17 protein-coding genes are annotated in these 22,280 nt (G+C 38.4%); 6 read left to right on the top strand and 11 right to left on the bottom strand.

From position 1 onward, the window contains the following. Positions 1-4: 4 nt before the first annotated feature. The 3 genes from W908_RS00615 to W908_RS00605 form a co-directional block, all read right to left on the bottom strand. Positions 5-1,255: a sarcosine oxidase subunit beta family protein gene (locus tag W908_RS00615; RefSeq protein WP_053819527.1), complete on the bottom strand. Its 1,251-nt coding sequence runs from the start codon at positions 1,253-1,255 to the stop codon at positions 5-7. Positions 1,256-1,277: 22 nt separating this feature from the next. Beyond that, positions 1,278-2,384: an FAD-binding oxidoreductase gene (locus tag W908_RS00610; RefSeq protein ID WP_053819526.1), complete on the bottom strand. Its 1,107-nt coding sequence runs from the start codon at positions 2,382-2,384 to the stop codon at positions 1,278-1,280. Positions 2,385-2,612: 228 nt separating this feature from the next. Further along, positions 2,613-3,509, bottom strand: coding sequence for a DMT family transporter (locus W908_RS00605; protein ID WP_020023617.1), 897 nt, complete (start codon positions 3,507-3,509; stop codon positions 2,613-2,615). Between the two features lie 166 nt (positions 3,510-3,675). Between W908_RS00605 and W908_RS00600 the strand changes: the two genes are divergently transcribed. The 5 genes from W908_RS00600 (at position 3,676) to cysQ (ending at position 11,227) form a co-directional block, all read left to right on the top strand. Then, the gene (locus W908_RS00600) at positions 3,676-7,299 is read left to right on the top strand and encodes a hydantoinase B/oxoprolinase family protein (RefSeq protein ID WP_053819525.1); all 3,624 of its coding nucleotides are present in this window, start codon (positions 3,676-3,678) and stop codon (positions 7,297-7,299) included. A 41-nt stretch (positions 7,300-7,340) separates the two neighbouring features. Next, on the top strand, positions 7,341-8,204 hold the full coding sequence (locus tag W908_RS00595; protein WP_053819524.1) for an urea carboxylase-associated family protein: 864 nt from the start codon (positions 7,341-7,343) through the stop codon (positions 8,202-8,204). Positions 8,205-8,234: 30 nt separating this feature from the next. Continuing rightward, a complete protein-coding gene (locus tag W908_RS00590) occupies positions 8,235-9,101 on the top strand; it encodes a DMT family transporter (protein ID WP_020028683.1) in 867 nt (288 codons plus the stop codon). 132 nt (positions 9,102-9,233) lie between these two features. Further along, entirely contained in the window at positions 9,234-10,439 is a 1,206-nt protein-coding gene (locus tag W908_RS00585; RefSeq protein WP_020023621.1) for a M24 family metallopeptidase, read from the top strand. 17 nt (positions 10,440-10,456) lie between these two features. Then, positions 10,457-11,227: a 3'(2'),5'-bisphosphate nucleotidase CysQ gene (gene cysQ, locus W908_RS00580; RefSeq protein WP_053819523.1), complete on the top strand. Its 771-nt coding sequence runs from the start codon at positions 10,457-10,459 to the stop codon at positions 11,225-11,227. A 6-nt stretch (positions 11,228-11,233) separates the two neighbouring features. Here cysQ and W908_RS00575 read toward each other — a convergent pair whose 3' ends face one another. The 6 genes from W908_RS00575 to cysC form a co-directional block, all read right to left on the bottom strand. Then, positions 11,234-11,752 (bottom strand): glycine cleavage system transcriptional repressor, encoded by a 519-nt coding sequence (locus W908_RS00575; RefSeq protein WP_020023623.1) that lies wholly within the window; start codon positions 11,750-11,752, stop codon positions 11,234-11,236. A gap of 6 nt (positions 11,753-11,758) precedes the next feature. Then, on the bottom strand, positions 11,759-14,611 hold the full coding sequence (gene gcvP, locus W908_RS00570; protein ID WP_053819522.1) for an aminomethyl-transferring glycine dehydrogenase: 2,853 nt from the start codon (positions 14,609-14,611) through the stop codon (positions 11,759-11,761). Between the two features lie 14 nt (positions 14,612-14,625). Further along, complete coding sequence (gene gcvH / locus W908_RS00565) at positions 14,626-14,997, bottom strand: glycine cleavage system protein GcvH (RefSeq protein WP_020023625.1); 372 nt, start codon at positions 14,995-14,997, stop codon at positions 14,626-14,628. Positions 14,998-15,016: 19 nt separating this feature from the next. After that, positions 15,017-16,141, bottom strand: a complete 1,125-nt coding sequence (gcvT, locus tag W908_RS00560; RefSeq protein WP_053819521.1) for a glycine cleavage system aminomethyltransferase GcvT — start codon at positions 16,139-16,141, stop codon at positions 15,017-15,019. A gap of 162 nt (positions 16,142-16,303) precedes the next feature. After that, positions 16,304-17,242 carry a 2-hydroxyacid dehydrogenase gene (locus tag W908_RS00555; RefSeq protein ID WP_236849152.1) on the bottom strand — a complete coding sequence of 313 codons (939 nt, stop codon included), beginning with the start codon at positions 17,240-17,242 and terminating at the stop codon, positions 16,304-16,306. A 46-nt stretch (positions 17,243-17,288) separates the two neighbouring features. Then, positions 17,289-18,299 (bottom strand): adenylyl-sulfate kinase, encoded by a 1,011-nt coding sequence (gene cysC / locus W908_RS00550; RefSeq protein WP_053819519.1) that lies wholly within the window; start codon positions 18,297-18,299, stop codon positions 17,289-17,291. A gap of 136 nt (positions 18,300-18,435) precedes the next feature. Between cysC and W908_RS00545 the strand changes: the two genes are divergently transcribed. Continuing rightward, positions 18,436-19,815, top strand: coding sequence for an L-serine ammonia-lyase (locus W908_RS00545; RefSeq protein WP_020028676.1), 1,380 nt, complete (start codon positions 18,436-18,438; stop codon positions 19,813-19,815). Between the two features lies 1 nt (position 19,816). On the opposite strand, the gene W908_RS00540 is transcribed toward W908_RS00545, so the two are convergent. Both W908_RS00540 and W908_RS00535 read right to left on the bottom strand, forming a co-directional pair. Beyond that, complete coding sequence (locus W908_RS00540) at positions 19,817-20,551, bottom strand: hypothetical protein (protein ID WP_053819518.1); 735 nt, start codon at positions 20,549-20,551, stop codon at positions 19,817-19,819. Then, complete coding sequence (locus W908_RS00535) at positions 20,533-22,275, bottom strand: hypothetical protein (RefSeq protein WP_053819517.1); 1,743 nt, start codon at positions 22,273-22,275, stop codon at positions 20,533-20,535. Before W908_RS00535 ends, W908_RS00540 begins: the two co-directional genes overlap by 19 nt. Positions 22,276-22,280: the final 5 nt, after the last annotated feature.

The following is a 22,280-nucleotide window of genomic DNA, read 5'->3' as shown; positions in this document are numbered from 1 at the left end:
TAAACTAGTGGGCTACGCCTGCGGCGCCATGCTCATCTATAAGAGCACCAGTTGTGAAGCGATCAATGTGAAATGGAACTGCCAATTCATGTTGCTTGTCTTGTGCAATAGTATGCGCAAAAACATTACCTGAACCAGGTGTCGCCTTAAAGCCGCCCGTTCCCCAGCCACAATTAAAGTAGAGACCTTCAACTTTAGTTGGGCTAATCACTGGACAGGCATCAGGACAGACATCAACTATACCGCCCCATTGTCGATTCATGCGAACGCGAGAAAAAATTGGAAACAACTCCAGTATTGCCGCTGCACAGTGCTCTACTATTTTGGCGCTACCTCTCTGAGCATAAGAGTTATAGCCATCTATTCCAGCACCAATAACTAAATCTCCCTTATCACTCTGACTGACATATCCATGAACAGCGTTGGACATTACAACCGTATGGAGAATAGGCTTCATTGCCTCAGATACAAACGCTTGCAAAGGATGACTCTCAACTGGCAGTCTTAATCCGGCCATTTTTGCTATCACTGAAGAGTGTCCTGCGCTGACGCATCCAATTTGATCTGCAAAAATATCTCCTTGCGTGGTTTTTACACCTTTCACTCTACCCTCTTCAACTTCAATATCAATGACTTCACAATTTTGAATAATATCGACACCTAAGTTTGAGGCTGCTCGAGCAAAACCCCATGCTACGCCATCATGTCGAGCCACACCAGCACGCGCCTGGAATGAAGCACCCATAATTGGATACCTGACATTTTTGGAGGTATTGATAATCGGAATTTGTTCTTTAATCTCTTTATGGTCAACAACGACAGCATCGACTCCATTAAGTACATTGGCATTTACTCTTCGTTCAATATCCCTCATGTCCTGAAGGGTGTGTCCAAGATTGTAGACTCCTCTCTGACTGAACATGACATTGAAATTTAAATCTTCACTTAGCCCTTCCCATAGCCTCATTGAGTGCTCATACAGACTAGACGCTTCATCTCTGAGATAGTTTGACCTAATAATTGTAGTATTTCTACCGGTATTTCCACCGCCAATATATCCCTTTTCAACAACTGCAACATTAGTAATCCCGCATTCCTTTGCTAAATAGTAAGCTGTAGCAAGACCATGACCTCCTCCACCAATAATAATGACGTCATACTTCGGCTTTGGCTTACATAGTGGAATTGCTTTATCCCACTCTTGGTTTGACAAGCCTGCTTTCAACAAGGAATACCACGAATATTTTTTTTGCATAACTTTAACTCAACTAATAAATCTATAAATCCAGAACAATATCACTGGTTGGGTAAGAGCAACAAGTCAGTATGTATCCTTCTTTTTCATGTGACTTTAAGAGCCCACCTTGAGCATCCATCTCAACTGTCCCATCAAGCATTTTAGTTCTGCATGTTCCGCACAAACCCTGAGAGCATGCAAATGGGACTGTAATTCCCTGTTTTTGGATTGAAACCAAAATACTTGTATTACTTCCACATTGCAAAACTTCACCACTCTTTGACAGGGTGACATTATATTCATTTATTTCACTTTCTGAAACTTTATGCTCGGGCAAATCTGCATCAATAGCCATGTTATTTTGAGCAGTTGAACTCTCAATATCAAAACTTTCTTGATGGTATAGACTCATATCATAATCACAAGAGTTGAGAATTTTCTTAACGTTTTGCATATAAGGTTCTGGTCCACAACAATAGATTTCTCGTTCTGTGAAATCAGGCACCAGATCAACCATCATCTCTTCACTAAGATAGCCACTCGCACCATCCCAACTTTCACTGGCGACATCGCATACATAGTGCCTCTTAAAATTATCCTGAGTTGAATCATAATAATCGAGCTCTGCTTTGGCAATCAAATCGTTTTCAGATTGAGCGTTATGAATAAAAACCAAATCAAGATTCATTGAAAGGTCAAAAAAGTATCTCGACATAGAAAGCATCGGCGTAATTCCACTTCCACCTGATAAAAGTAAAATTTTTGGCTTTGGTTGATCAAGGGCTACACTAAATGACCCGCCAATATCAAGTGCCTCAACGCAATCACCTACTTTAAGGCTGTCATGCATCCAGTTTGTCACCACACCATCTTGCATTCTTTTATTGGTGATAGTAATTGTATTTGGCCTTGTAGGGCTTGATGCAATCGTATAAGTGCGCATGACATCCTTACCATCAATATTCAAAAAAAGAGTTGTATGTTGTCCAGGAAAAAACTGAAACCAAGCGTCTTTCTTTGATTTGAAAGTAAAGCTTTTTACATTATGCGTCTCATCTTTAATAAGAATACACTCGAGTGGTGAAACGTCACCAGTCCAACGCTCAAGGTTATCAAAATTAATATCAGGAAATACTAGCTCTTTCATTTAATTTAATTTAATTTAATTTAATTGTAAGAAATCAATTGTAGCATTAGAGTTGATAAATAAATAAATTAACAAAGATAATGATAGGTAATTATTTATTACAAAAAATGAAACTATATCTAATCTAACGAGTCAGTGCTGATTTGCTAAAAAGGAGGAATTTTAGCAATAAAGATTGGCTAAAGCAATCTTTCAAATAAAACAAAAAAATAAATATATTACAAGAGCTTATGGCATTGGAATAACGTGCTTTTTTCTGGCATAAATCCCTTGAAGAATAATGGCTAAGATAATTGCCATTCCCCCTATTAAGGTATTTCTAGTTGGAACTTCATTGATGCCTATAACTGGAAGCCAAGCCCAAAAAATACCCAGCACCACCTCAAGGAGTGAAAGCATTACTAATTCACCACTAGGTAGGTATTTTGCACCAAGTCCATAGAGTATTAATCCACAGCCGACTACTAATCCATGGGACATACTGATTCCAATATTGATAGTTGGCATCTCAAAACCGCCACCATTAATGAGAATTAGGATAGTTGCCCATAGCATGCACCAAAAGCCAGCAAGAGCGGGTGTCAATAACTTTGGTACTTCGGGATTTTTTCTTAGTGTTATTGTGTAAATAGCAAAACCTAAAGCTACAAAGAATCCATAAATAGCTCCAATGATAGTGGTTGATTTATCAGAATCCCAAACCATAATTGTGATTCCAGCAGCCACTATTAACATATTTAAAAAGGTGATACGACTTAGTCTCTCTCCTAGAATAACAAACCCCAAAAATGCTGACAAAACTGGTGACAATGCAAGCATTAATAAAGTGATTGCAACTGTAGTAGTAGTTAATGCATAAATCCAACCAAAGAAAGTGACCGACATGACGAGACTACCCACTAAGCTCCATGAATCAATCCGTTTAAATGTTTGAAAAAAGTGTCGACCCTCTCTGAGCAAAACGAATATGAGTATGACTGAGGTAATGGCCAGACCCCTGTAAAGCAAATACTGAAGCCTAAAGCTCTCAGCGTCTTCAAGTAATCTTACTAGTGGTGCTCCAAAGCTCCAAATTATGCCGCTAATAACGACCAAGCTAAAGCCAAGTAAATAATTGTTGTTCATCCTATTGCCCCCTTGAAATATTGAAATATCTGGATAGAACTTTTTTGCATTTTGTTCCTAAAACTACCTCGTGTCAATCATTTTTTTAAGCGCTCTAGTCATGCTAACTTATATGTATTTATTTGCATATATAATTTAGTTCAGACTTATAAGTAAATAAATTTTGATGATAACTAATGGAAGACCTAAATGGCAGTTCTGGATTGATAGAGGGGGAACCTTTACAGACATTATTGGTAGAAGTCCAGAGGGTCAAATTTCAACGCGCAAACTACTTTCTGAAAATTCAGCTCAATACAAGGATGCAGCGATACAAGGCATCAGAAACCTATTAAACCTAAAAGATGCAGATAGCGTTCCAATTGATCAGATTGACTCAATAAAAATGGGGACAACAGTTGCAACTAATGCTCTGTTAGAGAGAGAAGGTGAGAAAACTCTATTAGCGATCACTTCAGGCTTTTCAGATATCTTAAGGATTGGTTATCAACAAAGGCCCCAATTATTTTCACTAGATATCCAGCTTCCTGACATGCTCTATTCGGAGATTGTTGAGATTGAAGAAAGAGTCGATATCAACGGAAAAATAATTAAAAAACTTGATCTAATTAATACAAAAAAATTACTAAAAATTGCCTTTGATCAAGGATTTAATTCGATAGCAATTGTTTTGATGCATGGTTATAGACACCAAGGCCATGAACAACAAGTTGCTGAAATTGCTAAAAAAATTGGGTTTGTGCAGATCTCAGTTAGCCACAAAGTCAGCCCACTCATGAAAATGATTCCAAGAGGAGACACGACAGTCGTTGATGCATACTTATCGCCAATTTTGCGTCGCTACGTCAATCAGGTCAAAGATGCACTTGGCCCAACTCAAAGCGACTATGGAAAATTAATGTTTATGCAGTCCAATGGAGGTTTGACGGATGCAAACTATTTTCAAGGCAAGGATGCCATACTCTCAGGACCAGCTGGTGGAGTCGTTGGCATGGTTAAAACTGGTGAGAAGATTGGTCTCAATAAGCTCATCGGTTTTGATATGGGTGGAACATCCACAGATGTTTGTCACTTTAATGGTGAATATGAAAGAACTCTTGAGACTGAAGTAGCAGGCGTAAGGCTTCGCTCACCAATGATGTTAATAAATACAGTAGCTGCAGGTGGAGGATCAATTCTTCATTTTGATGGCTCAAGATATCGAGTAGGACCTGATTCTGCAGGAGCATTTCCCGGCCCAGCTTGTTATCGCAATGGAGGTCCTCTTACCGTTACAGATTGCAATGTGATGCTAGGAAAATTAAATCCAGAATTTTTTCCTAAAGTCTTTGGACCCAAAGCCAATCAAAAACTTGACTTCAGTATTGTTGATAAAAAATTTACAGAACTTGCTAAAGAAATCTCCTTAAAAACTAAAAAAACAGTCCATCCATCTTCTGTTGCAGAAGGATTTTTATCAATCGCTGTTGAGAGCATGTCCAACGCTATAAAAAAAATATCAGTACAACGAGGGTATGATGTCAGCGACTATGCCTTATCTTGTTTTGGTGGTGCTGGTGGACAACACGCATGCTTAGTTGCAGATAGATTAGGTATAAAACAAATCCATCTTCATCCTTATGCAGGCGTTTTGTCTGCTTACGGTATTGGACTTGCCGATAGTCGAACTATCTATGATCTAACTGTTGAATTGCCTCTTGGAAATAGTGAAATTGATGACCTTTCAAAGAATTTCAAAAGGCTTCATGTTAAGGGTAAGAAAGATTTAATCTCACAAAACCTCAATAAAAACTTATTTCAGTATACTGATCGAGTCTATCTCCGCTATAAGGATTCTGACACGTCATTAGCTGTTCCATTTGAAGATGTTGAGGGAATGAAACTTTGTTTCGAGAGAACACATAGTGCAAGGTTTGGCTTTATTTCACCCGAAAAGATTGTCATCATTGAATCAATCCAGTCAGAGGTTTCATGTCAAAGTGAGCAATTTGAGTCAACTAAAATTATCTCTGATAAGCTAAAAACTAAACCTCTTAAAACCCAAGATGTATTTATCAATGGAAAACTTGAAAAGACTATTTTTTATCATCGGGACAACATTAAACCGAATGAAAAACTGTCTGGTCCAGCCATAATCATTGAACCAACATCAACTATCGTAGTTGAGCCAGGATGGGATGCAACTCTTAAAGATAGCAATGATTTACTTTTAACTCGAACTCAAAAAATCATAAGGTCAAGTGCTATTGGAACAAGTGTAGACCCCATCATGTTGGAAATATTTAACAATTTATTTATGAGTGTTGCAGAACAAATGGGTATGGTTCTTGAGAATACAGCTTCATCTGTTAATATTAAGGAGCGTCTAGATTTCTCATGTGCATTATTCTCCCCCACCGGAGATCTTGTAGCAAATGCACCCCATGTTCCAGTTCATTTAGGCTCAATGAGTGAATCCATTAAGACGATCATTAGAGAGAATTCTGCCACGATGAATCCAGGTGATGCTTTTCTTATTAACGCCCCATATAATGGGGGCACACATTTGCCAGATATTACACTTATAAAGCCAGTATTTGATGACAATAATGAGAACGTAATTTTCTATGTTGCTACAAGAGGTCACCATGCAGATATTGGTGGAACAGTTCCTGGCTCTGCTCCAGCAAACTCGACCCATATTAAAGAGGAGGGGGTACTAATTGATAACTTCACCATAGTCGCTAAGGGTGTATTTCTTGAAAAGGAAATATTCAAATTATTAAGCTTAGGTGAACACCCTGCTAGAAATATTAAACAAAATATTGCTGATTTAAAAGCTCAAGTTGCAGCTGCAGAAAAAGGGTCTCAAGAACTAATGAAAATAATCAAGCACTATGGCCTGGAAGTTGTTCACGCATACATGAGCCATGTTCAAGATAACGCTGAGGAATCTGTTCGAAGAGTTTTAGATGTATTAAGTGATTCAAGCTTTACATATAAGATGGATGATGGTCATCAAGTCACAGTCTCAATAAGCGTCAACAAAGTAAATCGTACTGCAACCATTGACTTCACTGGCACAAGTGGTCAACACCCAGGAAATTATAACGCCCCAAGTTCAATTTGTTACGCTGCAGTCTTATATGTTTTCCGTTGCCTAGTTGATGACGATATCCCTCTTAATGCTGGATGCCTAAAACCTTTAAATTTAATCATACCCAAACATTCAATGATCAACCCCCAATACCCAGCAGCTGTATTTTCTGGGAATGTTGAGACTTCGCAATACATTGTTGATGCTTTGCTCGGAGCTCTAGGAGAATTTGCAGCATCACAAGGGACGATGAATAATTATATTTGGGGTAACAATAAAGTCCAAAACTATGAAACCATTTGTGGTGGTTCTGGAGCCAGTTCAAATCAGCCTGGTTGCAGTGCGGTTCATACCCACATGACAAATTCAAGGCTAACTGATCCAGAGGTTTTAGAGTGGCGCTTCCCAGTCAAACTTGAGTCATTTAGCATCAGAAAAAATTCTGGTGGAAAAGGTCTTAATAGAGGGGGAGATGGAGTGGATAGAAGGATGCGGTTCCTGGAGCCAATGACAGTGAATATTATTGCGGGCCATAGGAAAATTCCGCCCTACGGAGTGTCTGGAGGTGAGTCAGGTGCCGTTGGAGAAAATTACGTTATTCACTCAGATGAAAGTATCACAAAATTGGGCACTAAAGGTCAGATAGAGGTTCGGAAAAATGATCTTTTTGTTCTAAAAACACCAGGTGGTGGTGGATTTGGAAAAGCACTCTAAAATCAACATAATGGTTATGGTTTTATCAATAGGAGACAACTATGAAAATAATTAATCAAAGTCCAGAGCCAGATGATGCAAAAAGTCGTCGTGGCATTAAACCAGTCATATCTTATCCCATTGACAATCTCCCAGCTTATAACGCAAATATTTATCAATCAGCCAGAGAAAATATGCATCTAATAGAGTCAATTATAATTCCTCCAAGAGATGCTAAAACTTTTGAAGTTCCTGCGGGTTGTTTTTTCAGAATTATCAGTGTTGAAGGGCCACAAGTAGGAGATTTAAATTTATGGAACAAACATAATATTAGTGAACGTTTTTTTAGTGGCAAAACGCGTGCACTCTATGGGACGCATGTGAGTACTGGGGATAGACTTTATTCGAATCTTCCTTTTTTAAGGCCGATGGCTACCATTACCCATGACACTCTAGACTGGTATGGCTATGATGAGGATGGTGGAAGCGTTCATGATGTAATTGGAACAAGGTGTGACCCCTATACACACGTCGCTTTAAATAACAAAGAGTATCACTACTGTTGTCACTCAAACCTATGCAGAGCACTCTCAAATCAGCAACAAAAGCCAATTTCTCAAATAGAGGATAACGTTCATGACGTATTAAATGTTTTTATGTGCACCGGATTTACAAAAAATACTCACCAGTACTTCATGAAAGCAAGCCCTGTAAGGCCAGATGATTTCATAGAATTCTTTGCTGAAATTGATCTTTTGGGAGGATTGTCAGCTTGTCCTGGTGGCGATTGTAGTTCCAGCCATTCAAGCGATGAGGCGAATTGCTATCCTCTAAAGGTGGAGATTTTCAAACCATCAGCTGACTCCTTGAAACAATGGACTCCTCCCAAAATAAATAATTACTCAAGAGGGCATGGCTACAGTTAAAATTCAACTTTAATATCTGGTTCAACAAAAATGGATAACTTAAAGGGCATCCTATTTATGATTCTCGCGATGGCAGGTTTTGCATTTGAGGATCTTTTTATTAAAATGCTCTCAACTTATTTTCCAATATCAGAAGTAATAATAATCCTTGGGTTTACTGGGACAGTTGTATTCCTAATTATTGCACTTCTGCAGCGTGCGCCAATTATTCATAAAGATCTATTAAACAAACATGTAATAATTCGAACAATTTGTGAGCTTTTAGGAGCAGTTTTTTTTGTTACAGCAATTGCTTTAACGCCTCTTTCATCTGCCACAGCAATTCTACAAATAGCGCCATTATTAGTAACAATTGGTGCTGTAATATTTTTTAAAGAAAAAGTAGGTTGGAGACGCTGGACGGCAGTATTTATTGGCTTTATAGGTGTATTATTGATTGTCCGTCCTGGCTTTGAAGGGTTTATGCCAGCATCAATATTTGCATTACTTGGATCCGTATTTTTAGCAGCTCGTGATCTAGCAACTCGCGCTATGCAAGTTAAACTTCCTTCAGTAACAATTGCATTGTATGCCTTCATAGCTTTTGGAATTTCAGGTATTCTAATTATTCCATTTAACTCACCAATGGTAATTCCTACATCTAATCAAATTCTATATTTTATTGGCGCATCTGCCTTTGGTGTAATTGCTTATTACTCACTTGTTATCTCTTCAAGAATTGGTGAAATGTCAGTTATATCTCCGTTTAGATATTCAAGAATAGTTTTTGCTATGTTGCTTGCAATTATCATTCTTGAGGAGAATCCAGATAGCTTAACCATAATTGGAGCTTCAATTGTAGTAGTCTCAGGACTTTATACATTCGTGCGTGAAACTGTTTTAAAAAAATCACAATAAATTAGAATGTTTTAAAAAATATAAGGCATATCTTCATTTATAAAAACTTAAAATATTTTGTTTGAAAAAAGCTTGCTATACTTATCAATATTGTCTAACATCCGCTCAAATTAAATATATCCAGGATTTACTATGAACATGCCCAGAACGATTCTTATTCCAAATGGTGATAATATCACCCATACATTTAGTGATCAAGAATACCTAGATAGGCAAAAAAAACTAAAAGATCATATGGCTCAAAGCAATATTGATACTATTATATTTACCTCTATCCATGGCATTAATTACTATAGTGATTTCCTTTACTGTTCATTTGGCAGGCCTTATGCACTTGTAGTTACGCAAGACAAAGTGACATCTGTTACTGCCAATATTGATGGTGGTCAACCTTTTAGACGTACCTTTGGTGAAAATCTGGTCTACACCGATTGGCAAAAAGACAGCTTCTTTCATGCCCTACAGAAGCTTGTCAAAAATGCTGGAAAAATTGGTCTTGAATATGACCATATAACTAAAGAGCGTCTGGATAAACTTAGTGCAGCATTTGACAAAGCAGACTTTGTTGATATTTCCGTTGACTGTATGAAGATGCGTTCAATTAAATCTGATGAGGAAATCGCACACATCATCCAGGGAGCAAATGTTTGTGATATTGGAGGTGCTGCATTAGTTGAAGCAATTAGAGAAGGAGCTCCTGAGCATGAAGTTGCACTTCACTCCACACAAGCCATGGTTAGAGAAATTGCAAAGCGCTATCCGCATTCAGAGCTAATGGATACTTGGACTTGGTTTCAATCTGGAATCAATACTGATGGTGCACATAATCCTGTCACTACAAGACAAGTTCAGAAAGGAGATATCTTAAGTCTTAACTGTTTTTCAATGATCGCCGGCTATTATGTTGCGCTAGAAAGAACCTTGTTTTATGATCATGTGGATGATGCATCTTTAAAGCTATGGGAAATAAATGTCAAAGTTCATGAAGAAGGCATGAAACTAATTAAGCCCGGAGTAGCATGCAAGGATATTGCGCTTGAACTGAATAAAATTTTTGAGGAATACGGTTTACTCGAAAGTAGGACTTTTGGTTATGGACACTCGTTTGGAGTCCTGTCTCATTACTATGGCCGTGAGGCTGGCGTTGAATTAAGAGAGGACATTGATACTGTTTTACAAAAAAATATGGTAGTTTCTATGGAGCCAATGATTATGATTCCAGAGGGTAAGCCAGGAGCAGGAGGTTACAGAGAGCATGACGTAATGGTTCTGACTGAAGATAGTGCTTATGACATTACAAAATTCCCATTTGGCCCAGAGCACAACATTATCACTTAAGCTAAGTGCCTAATCAAATGATACAGATAGATTATTCGCAATTACTAGAAGAGTTGCGAGAAGTTGCTCGAGATGCTGGTCGTGAGATCATGAGAATCTATGAAAGCTCAATCGAGGTCAACTTTAAAGATGATGGGTCTCCAGTTACTCTTGCTGATGAGGCTGCGGAGAATGTCATTCTAGGGAAGTTGAAAGAAATAATTCCTGATATCCCAATCATTTCAGAGGAAAACTCAAGTAGCCATCAAGCAGAGGTTACAGAACAATTTTTCCTAATTGATCCACTGGATGGAACTAAAGAATTCCTTAAAAAGGATGGGCTTGGATCATTTACAGTCAACATTGGTCTAATAGAAAATAGAATTCCTACTTTAGGAGTTGTCTATGCACCAGCTTTGGATCGGATGTTTTTTGCTTCAAGCGCTACAGGAGCTTTTGAAGAATCAAAAAAAGGTATTCAGAAAATTACAATAAGACCTGTCCCAAATTCTGGCCCTATAGCTGTTGCAAGTGTCTCTCACCGAGATGAGTCGACGAATAATTGGCTTAATAGCAATCATATTAAAGATACAATTTCTATTGGATCTTCATTAAAATTTTGTTTAGTTGCCTGCGGTGAGGCTGATGTTTATCCTCGATTTGGACCAACTATGGAGTGGGATACAGCTGCTGGAGATGCAGTATTAAGGTCAGCAGGTGGGAAAGTCTTACTACCAAGTGGTGAGCTCTTTAGCTACGGAAAGTCAAACTACAGAAACAGCGCTTTCATTGCCCATGGTAGTTTCTGATTAATTCTAACTTTCGTAAGAGTATATTTCGACCATCATCTCATCAGCAATTTGCTCTAGCTTATCTCTGATTAGATTTTCATCAAGCGAGTTGGGCAGGTGAAGATTAATTTGGGCTTTAAAGAGCTGCTCTCCAGACATTGAAGCATCAATTATCTCAGTCTTTAGCTCTTCAACATTAGCCTCCAACTCATCAGCTAAAACATGAGAAAGCTTATTTATAATTCCTACATGGTTTTGGCCTATCAGTTCAATGTTATAACTCATAACGTTGTTAAGTTCATCAACTGGTTTAGTTTCCTCACATGCAATTTGAAGACCTAAAGTGGAAGAGGTCAGTTCTTTTTTTAGTTTTGCAGCATTACTTGAGGGCACATTAACTTTAAGAATGCCTGCAAACTTTCCTTCAAAACTCGACATATTACTTTCAATCCAATCACCATTATTTGCAACAATGATTTTGGAAAGGCCGTCAACAAGCCCAGACTTATCGTCTCCTAAAACACTAATCAAAAATGATTTCATATAAATCTACTTATAATCTTCTACACTTGGACAAGAACAAACCAAATTCTTATCTCCATAGACATTATCCACTCTCGAAACTGGCGGCCAATACTTAACTCGCCTCAGACTTTCGACGGGATAAGCCGCCTCTTCTCTGGAATATGAAAAATCCCATTGAGACGATGTTACCATTTCTAAAGTGTGGGGCGAATTAATTAACGGATTATCTTCAGTAGAATATTCACCTGACTCAACCTTTTTAATCTCTTTTCTGATTTGAATCATTGCATCACAGAATCGATCAAGTTCATCTAATGATTCTGACTCAGTTGGCTCAATCATTAACGTTCCAGCAACTGGGAAAGACATTGTTGGAGCATGAAATCCAAAATCAATAAGACGCTTAGCAACATCATCAACACTAATACCTACTGAATCTTTAATAGGTCTGATATCAATAATACACTCATGAGCGATTCTTCCATTTTCATCACTGTAAAGTATTGGATAGTGCTCCTCAAGCTTTTTAGCTATGTAGTTTGCATTGAGTATGGCATTACATGTTGCCTCATAGAGTCCATCTTTTCCAAGCATTGCAATATACATCCAACTAATTGGCAAAATACTGCCAGATCCCCATGGAGCACCAGAAATACTTCCAACATCGGTATTATTTAAAGGTGTTCTTGGTAAAAAGTCGATGAGGTGTTCTTTTACACCTATGGGACCAACGCCTGGACCGCCTCCACCATGGGGTATCGCAAATGTCTTGTGAAGGTTCAGATGTGATACATCACCTCCAAACTCTCCTGGAGCAGAAACTCCAACCATCGCATTCATATTTGCACCATCAATATAGACCTGACCGCCCGCGTTATGAACAATGTCACACACTTCTCTAACATCTTTTTCAAAAACACCGTGCGTCGAAGGGTATGTAATCATTATTGCTGCTAAATTTTCTTCGTGCTCTTTAGTTTTTGCTCTTAAATCCTCAAGATCTATATTGCCATCAGAGGCACTTTCAATCACGATAACCTTCATTCCCGCCATTTGAGCGGAAGCAGGGTTAGTTCCATGAGCCGATGATGGAATGAGACAAATATTTCGATTTTCATCGCCTCTACTTCGGTGATATCCCCTTATGGCAATTAAACCAGCATACTCGCCCTGAGCTCCAGAATTAGGTTGCAGTGAAATGGCTGAGTAACCTGTGGCTTCACAAAGCATTTCCTCAAGCTCACTTATCATTTGCTGATAGCCAATTACCTGGTTCATTGGAACTGCAGGATGAATTTGTGAAAATTCTGGCCAACTCACTGGTATCAACTCAGCTGCAGCGTTAAGTTTCATAGTGCATGACCCTAAGGGAATCATTGAGCGATCTAAAGCAATATCTTTATCCCCTAAATAACGAATATATCTCATCATATTTGTTTCAGAACGATAAGTATTAAAGACTTTATGCGTTAGAAATTTAGAATTTCTTTGTAAGTTCTCTTGAATTTTTGATTTATTTTTTTCAAACAACGACTGTGCACTAAGATCTGACTCAGTATTGAAGATCCTCCATAAGTACTCAATATCTTCAGGCGTGCTAAGTTCATCAAAAGATACTGAGACAAGTGTTTTACTAAACACATTAACATTGTATCCATTTTTTTCAGCTTGCATAACAATAGCATCTGAGTTTTTAACCTCAATCGTTAACGTATCAAAATATGAATCATTAAGTACTTTAAATCCCATTTGCTTCATGCCATCTGCAAAGACACTGGCATATTGAAAAATACGACCAGCAATGTTTTTTAAACCCTCTGGACCATGATATACCGCATACATGCTGGCCATGATTGCCAAGAGAGCCTGTGCAGTACAAATGTTACTAGTTGCTTTCTCACGGCGAATATGTTGCTCCCGAGTCTGGAGTGCTAAACGATATGCTAGCCTTCCCTTTGTATCAACAGATGCACCAATAATTCGCCCTGGCATTGATCGTTTGTACTTATCACTAATTGACATGTAAGCAGCATGAGGACCGCCATATCCTATTGGAACACCAAATCTTTGGGTATTTCCTACTACTATATCTGCTCCCATTTCACCAGGTGGTTTTAAGAGCGTCAAAGCTAGTAGATCGGCACTAACACTAACAAGTGCTTTCTTTTCGTGAATGGCTTCGATTAATTTAGAATAGTCACTAAAAGCACCATAAGTATTTGGATACTGCAGAAGAACACCAAAACAATCGAGGTCTTTTAAGTCAATCAGAGGATCACCAACAACAACCTCAATATTTAGAGGCTCAGCTCTAGTTTTAATAACTTCAAGATTTTGAGCATAACAATCATTTGCCACAAAAAAAGTATTACTCTTTGATTTACTAACGCGATGACACAGAGTCATGGCTTCTGCACACGCAGTTGCCTCATCAAGCATCGATGCATTCGCTAAATCCATGCCTGTCAAATCTGAGACCATGGTCTGAAAATTCATCAAAGCTTCTAGTCGGCCTTGGGATATCTCGGGTTGATAAGGAGTATAAGCTGTGTACCAGGCTGGATTTTCCTCGACATTTCTCTGAATAACTGGAGGCGTGATGGAATTGTAATAGCCCTGACCGATGAAAGACTTATATCGAATATTCATTCTTGCTAGATTTCTTAGCTGTTTAAGTGCTGCAAGTTCTGACATACCATCTGCAATATTCATCGGTTCTTTTCGACGAATAACATCTGGAACTATTTCATCAATTAATTTATCAAGGTTATCAAAACCAAGATAGTTAAGCATTTGATGCTTTTGTTCGCTTGAAGAGCCAATATGTCTATTGGTAAAAGCGTCATTATTCAATAAATCTTCAATCTTATTTGCCATTAAAGTCTCTCTTGTTATTCCTCAATAAAGGTGTTGTATGCGTCCTCATCCATAAGGTCGTTTAACTCTTCAGGATTTGATAGTTTCACCTTGATGAACCAACCCTCACCCATCGAGTCCTCGGTGACAATCTCTGGCTCATCTTCTAGTCGAGAGTTTACCTCTATAATTGAACCTGAGACTGGCGCAACTAGGTCAGAAGCAGCTTTGACAGACTCTATAACTGAAATGTTTTCGCCACGAGAACACTCATCACCAACCTCTGGCAACTCAACATAAACTAAATCCCCAAGCTGCTCCTGGGCAAAATCAGTTATCCCAATAACCACTAAATCATCTTCCTTCTCATCAACCCACTCATGATCTTCAGAATACTTAATACTCATTTCTTCTCCTTATTAATTTTCAACCTCTGTAATAATTGTGTTTAACAAACGGCAGATTGACAACCTCAACTGCTATTCTTTTTCCCCTTACCAGTGCAAACAGTTTTGACTGGTTCATAGTATATTTTATTTTTAGTCTCGCAATCGCTATCGGTTTATTCAAAGTTGGGCCAAAACCTCCACTGGTCACCTCACCAACCTGAACTCCGTCTTCATTTTCAATCAGGGCGCCATCTCTCACAGGCATTTTGCCCTCAGGAAGTATTCCAACAATCCTTGCTTTAGGGCCATCACTTAGGTGACTTAAAACTATATTGTCCCCCAAATAGCCGCCCTCACGCTGGCCTCCTGTCCTTCTGACTTTAGAGAGTGCCCAATTTAAAGATGACTCAACCGGACTATGATTATCATCAAGCTCATGTCCATAGAGCGATAAGCCAGCCTCTAATCGAAGTGAGTCTCTTGCACCTAAACCTACCCACTCAACCTCATCACTAGAAAGAAGAAGAGCAGCAAATTTTTCAGCATCACTTGATGGCATTGATATTTCAAAACCATCCTCGCCAGTGTATCCAGAACGAGTCACAAAGCAATCAATATCTTTTATTGTTAAATGCTTAGCAGTCATAAAGGTCATGTCTGTGACAGAGGGAGCAATTTCTCCCAACACTTCTATAGCCTTGGGCCCCTGTAATGCCAACAAAGCTAAATTTTGACATAGTTCAACTTTACAACTAAGACCAATTGACTGGTTTAAATGCTCCAAATCAGAATCTTTACAAGCTGCATTCACTACTAGAAACAAGCAATTATCACCAAGATTGGTAACCATTAAATCGTCTGATACGCCGCCATTGCTATTTGTAAAAAGGGCATAGCGCGACTTCATTAAGGGTAAATCTATAATATCTACGGGTACCAAAGACTCAAGAGCACTCATTGCTTCTGCACCTGTTATTTTAATTTGGCCCATATGTGAAACATCAAATAGGCCTGCCTTTTCTCGAGTTTGTGTGTGTTCTTTTTTGATGCCAAGAGGGTAGCTAACTGGCATTTCATATCCAGCAAATGGAACCATTTTTGCACCTGCATTAATATGCATTTGATGCAAAGGGGTAGTTCTAATTTCGCTTCCTGCAGACATTATATTTTGTCCAAAAAAAGGTTATTATATAAGATTAGTCTTTTTAGTTGAATTCAATTGGTCATGAATTCACATAAATAACACTCGTCTATCACTTGGTGCATGATTTCTATTGATTTCTAAACAATTCTTTATATCTCGATTAAGAAAAATAAAACTTAATTAATACCCACTATCAAGGCTATATATAGGATATGGAGCTTCACCATTTTGAATTAGACGGATATTTTCTGCAATAGTTTTAGCTGCTGAGAGAGGATTGCTTTGACCCGCAATGTGAGGGGTTATATAAACTGAAGGGTGTATCCAAAGTGAATTATTTTCTGGAAGAGGCTCCTGTTCAAAAACATCTAAAGCTGCTGCTTTAATATGCCCACTGTCCAGAAAATTGATGAGATCATTCTCATTAATTATGCCGCCTCTGCCAATATTTATAATAAAGGAACCCTGAGGCAAAAACGTAAGTTCATTTTTTGTTAGTATATTTTTAGTATTGTCAGTTAGTGGTAAGACATTTATCAGGATATGAGTTTGACTCAGAAAATCTGCAAGCTGTTCATGGCCACAATAGTATTCTATGCTCCCGAGTGACTCCTTAGGGCGAGCACCCCAACCAATAACTTTAAAATCTAAGTTAACCAGCGAATTACCAATAGCCTTACCAATATTTCCTAACCCCATGATTCCAATTGTACGATCTTCAGATTGAATTGAGCTTTGCTGAATCCATTCGCTGCTTTGTTGCTGAATTCTATAGAGGTACTGATCACTATGAAAATGTAATACCCAGTGCAGCGAGTGAAGGATCATTTCATGCGTTAACTTTTTATCAACTAAACGGACTATGGGGAGACCTAAAGGCAAATCAGGATCGCTAATCACGTGGTCTACTCCAGCACCTAAAGATAGAATTGCTTTTAAATTTGGATATTTTTTAAGAATACCCCTAGGATGCTTCCAGACTACTGCATACTCTACATCATTAACATCTTTTTCATCAGGATATACGTTAATATCCATCTCTGGCATCGCCTCTTCAAGGCCACTACGCCAAACCTCCATGTCCTCCCAGAAATCAGTAGAAGCTAATAATATTGACATTGTTATAAATGAAAATTTGTAATGAAGATGAAGTAAATTTTGGTCATTATATCTTTGAGTGTGCGCTTAAATAATCTAAAATTTGATTCACAAGATCATCTATTTTTGCATCACTGTTCTGAAGGACAATTTCTGACATCTCAGGCTCCTCATAATCAGAGTCAATTCCGGTGAAGTTTTTTAATTTTCCAGCCCTTGCTTTCTTATAAAGCCCTTTAGAGTCCCTGGCTTCACAAACCTCAATAGGGGTATCTATATAAACCTCAATGAACTCTCCATCATTAAATAAATTCCGAGCCATTACACGTTCAGCTCGGAAAGGGGAGATAAAAGAAACTATGGTAATCAATCCTGAAGAAACCATCAGCTTTGAAACCTCAGCAATTCTCCTTATATTTTCAACCCTGTCTTGATCTGTAAATCCTAAATCTCTATTAAGCCCATGACGAACATTGTCACCATCAAGCAGCATAGTATGCTTTCCAAGCTCATATAGTTTTTTCTCAAGATCATCGGCTATGGTTGATTTTCCAGAACCGGAAAGCCCAGTAAACCAAAGCACACATGGCTTTTGTTTTTTATTAATGGAGCGAACTTCTTGGTTAATATTTGTTTCATGCCAGCTAATATTTTGAGCACGCCTGAGTGCAAAATCAATTAAACCGATACCAACTATAGAATTATTTAATGAATCAAAAATTTCAAAAGAGCCTTTTATTTGACTTTCACTGTAGGCATCAAAAGATACTTTCTGACCTAAGGACAATTTACAGTAACCATACTCATTTTGAAAGAGCTTTTTGGCTGCAAGTTGACTATGTGTCTTAGCATCGATTTTGAAGCTAAGGTCAGTTACCTGAACAGTTGTGCTTTGAGTATCAAGAAGAATACTGTAAGTTCGCTCTGGGATTAATGGATCGACATCAAGCCATAAAATATAAGCAGCTAGTTGATCTGATACTTTTGGTATATCTTCAGTCTTACTGGGGCTCTCATGACCGTCATGAACCTTTTCAAGGAGTTCGTAGAGTCGATCAAAGTGCTCGTTCTTTGGCATAGCTTATTTATGAATAAAATTATGGATTGGTAGGGATATTATAATTAATTAGTCAATTCAACTTTTAGTGAATTTTTTAATAGCTAGAATTACTTTCATAATGTAGAATGTCAGTTTTATAATCTTCAAAATTACCATGTTTATCAGTGTTTTAGACTTATTTAAAGTTGGTATTGGGCCGTCCAGTTCTCATACTATGGGACCTATGGTTGCGGCTAGCGCTTTTCTGCAAGATATACGTCATTATATTGATTCAAATTCAGATACAAAAAACTATCATGTCAGGTGCACTTTAAAAGACTCCTTGGCCTACACTGGAGTTGGTCATGCCACGGATAAAGCTGTAACTTTAGGTCTTCATGGGTATTTACCTAACACAATAATTAATGAAAATATGGATGAGGTTCATGATAGAACCTGGAACTCAAAAACTATCAATATAAGTGATGATATTTCAGCATCTTTCTTTTCGGAAGAAGATATTATTTTTGATACTCGAAACTCGCTCAAACAGCATCCAAATGGTCTTGTTTTTGAACTATTAGATGACTCTGGTGGATTATTATTATCTAGCACCTTCTTTTCGATTGGTGGTGGCTTTATATCTACCTTAGCAGAAATCGATAGCGTCGAGGCCCCAATAGCCGCTGAACCAAGTTCAGCCTACCCATATCCATTTGACAACTCAGACCAAATGCTGGACATGTCAAAGAAGAATAAAAAGACGATCTGGGAGATGAAGCTAGCAAACGAATTAGAAAATCTTCCTGAGGAAATACTCAATTTAGAGCTAGACAAAATTTGGAATGCAATGAAAACTTGTGTTGAAAAAGGCCTAACTACTGAAGGTATTTTACCAGGTGGATTGAACACTAAAAGACGAGCAAAACAATTGAACGAAAGTCTCGAAAATGATAAGGAGAATGCAGGCTCTAGTGATTGGCTATGCGCATACGCTATGGCGGTTAATGAAGAAAATGCTGCTGGACATATGGTCGTTACAGCGCCTACCAATGGTGCAGCAGGTGTTGTACCAGCAACACTCTACTACTACTATAAACATAAGGCTGCTTCACAAGAACAAATTCGACAATTTCTTTTGTCAGCTGCTGCAATTGGTGGATTAATTAAACATAACAGCTCAATCTCTGGCGCGGAAGTTGGATGTCAAGGAGAGGTTGGCTCTGCATCTTCAATGGCAGCTGCAGGGCTATGTGCAGCAAGGGGTGGAACAAGTGAACAAATCGAAAATGCTGCAGAGATGGCTCTTGAGCATCACATTGGAATGACTTGTGACCCGGTTAAAGGCCTAGTTCAAGTTCCATGTATTGAGAGAAACGGCTTCGGAGCCGTTAAAGCATATACTGCAAGTTCACTCTCACTCAGAGAGAGTGGAGAACACTTAATATCTCTAGATCAATGCATCGCCGCTATGAAGAGAACTGGACTAGATATGTCAACTAAGTATAAAGAGACCTCACTTGGTGGCTTAGCGGTCAGTTTTATTGAGTGCTAAATTAATCTGTATCTACTAAACCAGCGCCCGCACCTGAAGCTCTCGATTCAGCGCTAGATTTCACTAAGCAACGAGAGAAATATTCATAGATTTCAGGCCACTTATCACCCACATTAACGCCATTATTAAGCGTTTTCAGCCTTTCTTCAGCAATATTAAGTGTCTTTAGTTTGCCATTACTTATTGAAGTTTTATTATTAACATCAAAAGCAGAAATGTGAATATCAGCATAGTTGCTAAGCTCAATGGGAGCCTCTGATGAGCTAATAATTTCCCACTCAATATCATCTTTTAGATTAACCTCATAATGATTATTGCTTTTGTCTGTCCATGACGCTTGAATACCAGTGCATTGGTTTGCACCAAGGGCAGAAACAACTAATAATGGGGAGTCTACATTAGTTAATTTTAAGTCTCCATCAAGGCCATTAAACTCGAGCCAATCTACGCAGCTTACAGAAGCCTCAATTGCTGACAAAACTTTGTCTTCAGGGCAAAAAAGGTGACTTCCATCGCTGGTCTTTTCGAACTGAATAGAGAGGCTACTGGTTTGGCTATCTAAATTATCAAGTGCCAGAAGGCTGCACTCTGAGGGATCAAAACCATTTTGTGCAATCCAAATATTGCTTCTGGCAAAGTCTTCTGAAACTCCGATGGATGCATTAACACCAAACCCAGCACGAGTAAAATAAAAAAGAACTTCGTTTAAGGAAATCGTTAAACCGTTTTTCGACATGTGCAATTTATACACGGATAAGACTGTGGTTTTCCAGCTATAGGAAATGACCAACAATCATGGTTTGGCTCCGACAACTGGTCGGGCATTGGTGCTCCTTGGTACATTGAAATTCGAGTCCATAAATCTGACTTTGGATCAAACTTTGACGCTCCAAAGAATGCTAATTTGAATCGTAATAAATCAAGAGGCCTCATAGATTCACTTAGTAAATTATCTTGAACTTCTGAGTAAGGCCTTTCAAAAGTATTTTGAACCCTTCGAATAATATGCCTAAACTGAGGGTGCATCATTGCAAATTCTCCAATAGACATATCATCGTCAATGCCTTGCAATACCTCATTCAAATCATGAACATCGCGCCCAATAGCTAGTGGCATTTCTTGATCAACCCCATCATCGACTCCTTTAGAACCGAATCTGGGCTCTAATTTATCTTCAGAATAGTACCAAAAATGGTGCTGGGATTCTTCTAATGAGAAGTCAATAGTTGTCGCCCACTTATATGCATCAGCAACAACTTCTTTCAAGTGAGATAAAGTCATATCAGCCTGAAATTTAGGGATTACAGTTGAAGACATTGTATCTGCAAGGTCATCAACAAGTGTTCCATGTGGCTCAATAATTAAGGAGACAATCATTTCTTGGCATTCCAAAGAAAAGTTATCCTCGACATACTGATAGATTCCATTCCATGGATATGGTCTATATATATTTGATTCATTTTCACACCACATTCTCAGAGCTTGAATTTCATCTGTTAAACGAGAAATTCTTGCAGACTGAACTTCATCTGCAACATTCCATTCATCGACATGCTGGCTAACCTGAAGAAGTGACTTTAAGAAAACCTCAAGAGTTCCAACAATTGGAGTTTCAATGGACCTGACTCTTGCCAATGCTGTTTCTTTTGCGACAACCCAGTTATGAATTAATGCTGGGTGCTTAAGTAAAAATGGAGCCATACCCAAACCCGTTGCATTTCCAACTCCAATGAATTGACGAGTAGTCTGATCAAATTTAACAGCTTTTTTTCCACCCTTTTCTTTTGCAAGCTCTTCAACTGAGTCAATCGTAAACCAACGTATTAAGTAAACAGTGAGTAACTCTATTTGAAATGGTGCTTTGCATTCTTCTCGATCAGCAATTTTAGCTCTATCTGCACACCCAAACTTACCGCTTCCATAAACTGCTGAAGTTCTCATTAAATAACCTACAGAAGTTAATAAATCTAGATCTGGTTGTTGACCTTTTGATAATGAATCAACAGCATTTTTAAATACTCTTAAGCTTTTATTGGCCCTTGCCAAAGCAAGTTCGCTTGGTCTGTAACGACCGCCTTCTTGCTTAGGTGTATTTTGTGCCAAATAATCTATATCCTCTTGTGTTGGCACACCATCAAAAAGGTTAAAGGTTGCATCCCAAACTTCTGCGATAACTCTATCCGTTCTCATGTCAGCTGGTATTTCTTGTGTAAAACCAACCAATGAGTAGGTTCTATTTGGAGTAGTAACCGAATAAACGCTTAAGCCATATCCATCCTTATCAACTTCACGGCGCGTTCTCTCAAATTTCCAATTCTCCCGTGACATTCGCCTAATCAAAGTTCGCATAAAGCTCAACCGGGTAGGAAAAGATGAGCCCATTCTATCGAGACGCATAACCGTTTCAGGTGATCTCATAAAATCAGATTCATTCTCTATTAATACAGTTTCGCTAGACATAATAA

Origin of the sequence: Candidatus Pseudothioglobus singularis PS1 (assembly GCF_001281385.1) — a bacterium.
In the GTDB taxonomy this organism is placed as follows: Bacteria; Pseudomonadota; Gammaproteobacteria; order PS1; family Pseudothioglobaceae; genus Pseudothioglobus; species Pseudothioglobus singularis.
The sequence above is the reverse complement of the archived record's forward strand: the minus strand, read 5'-3'. Positions and strand labels throughout refer to the sequence as shown.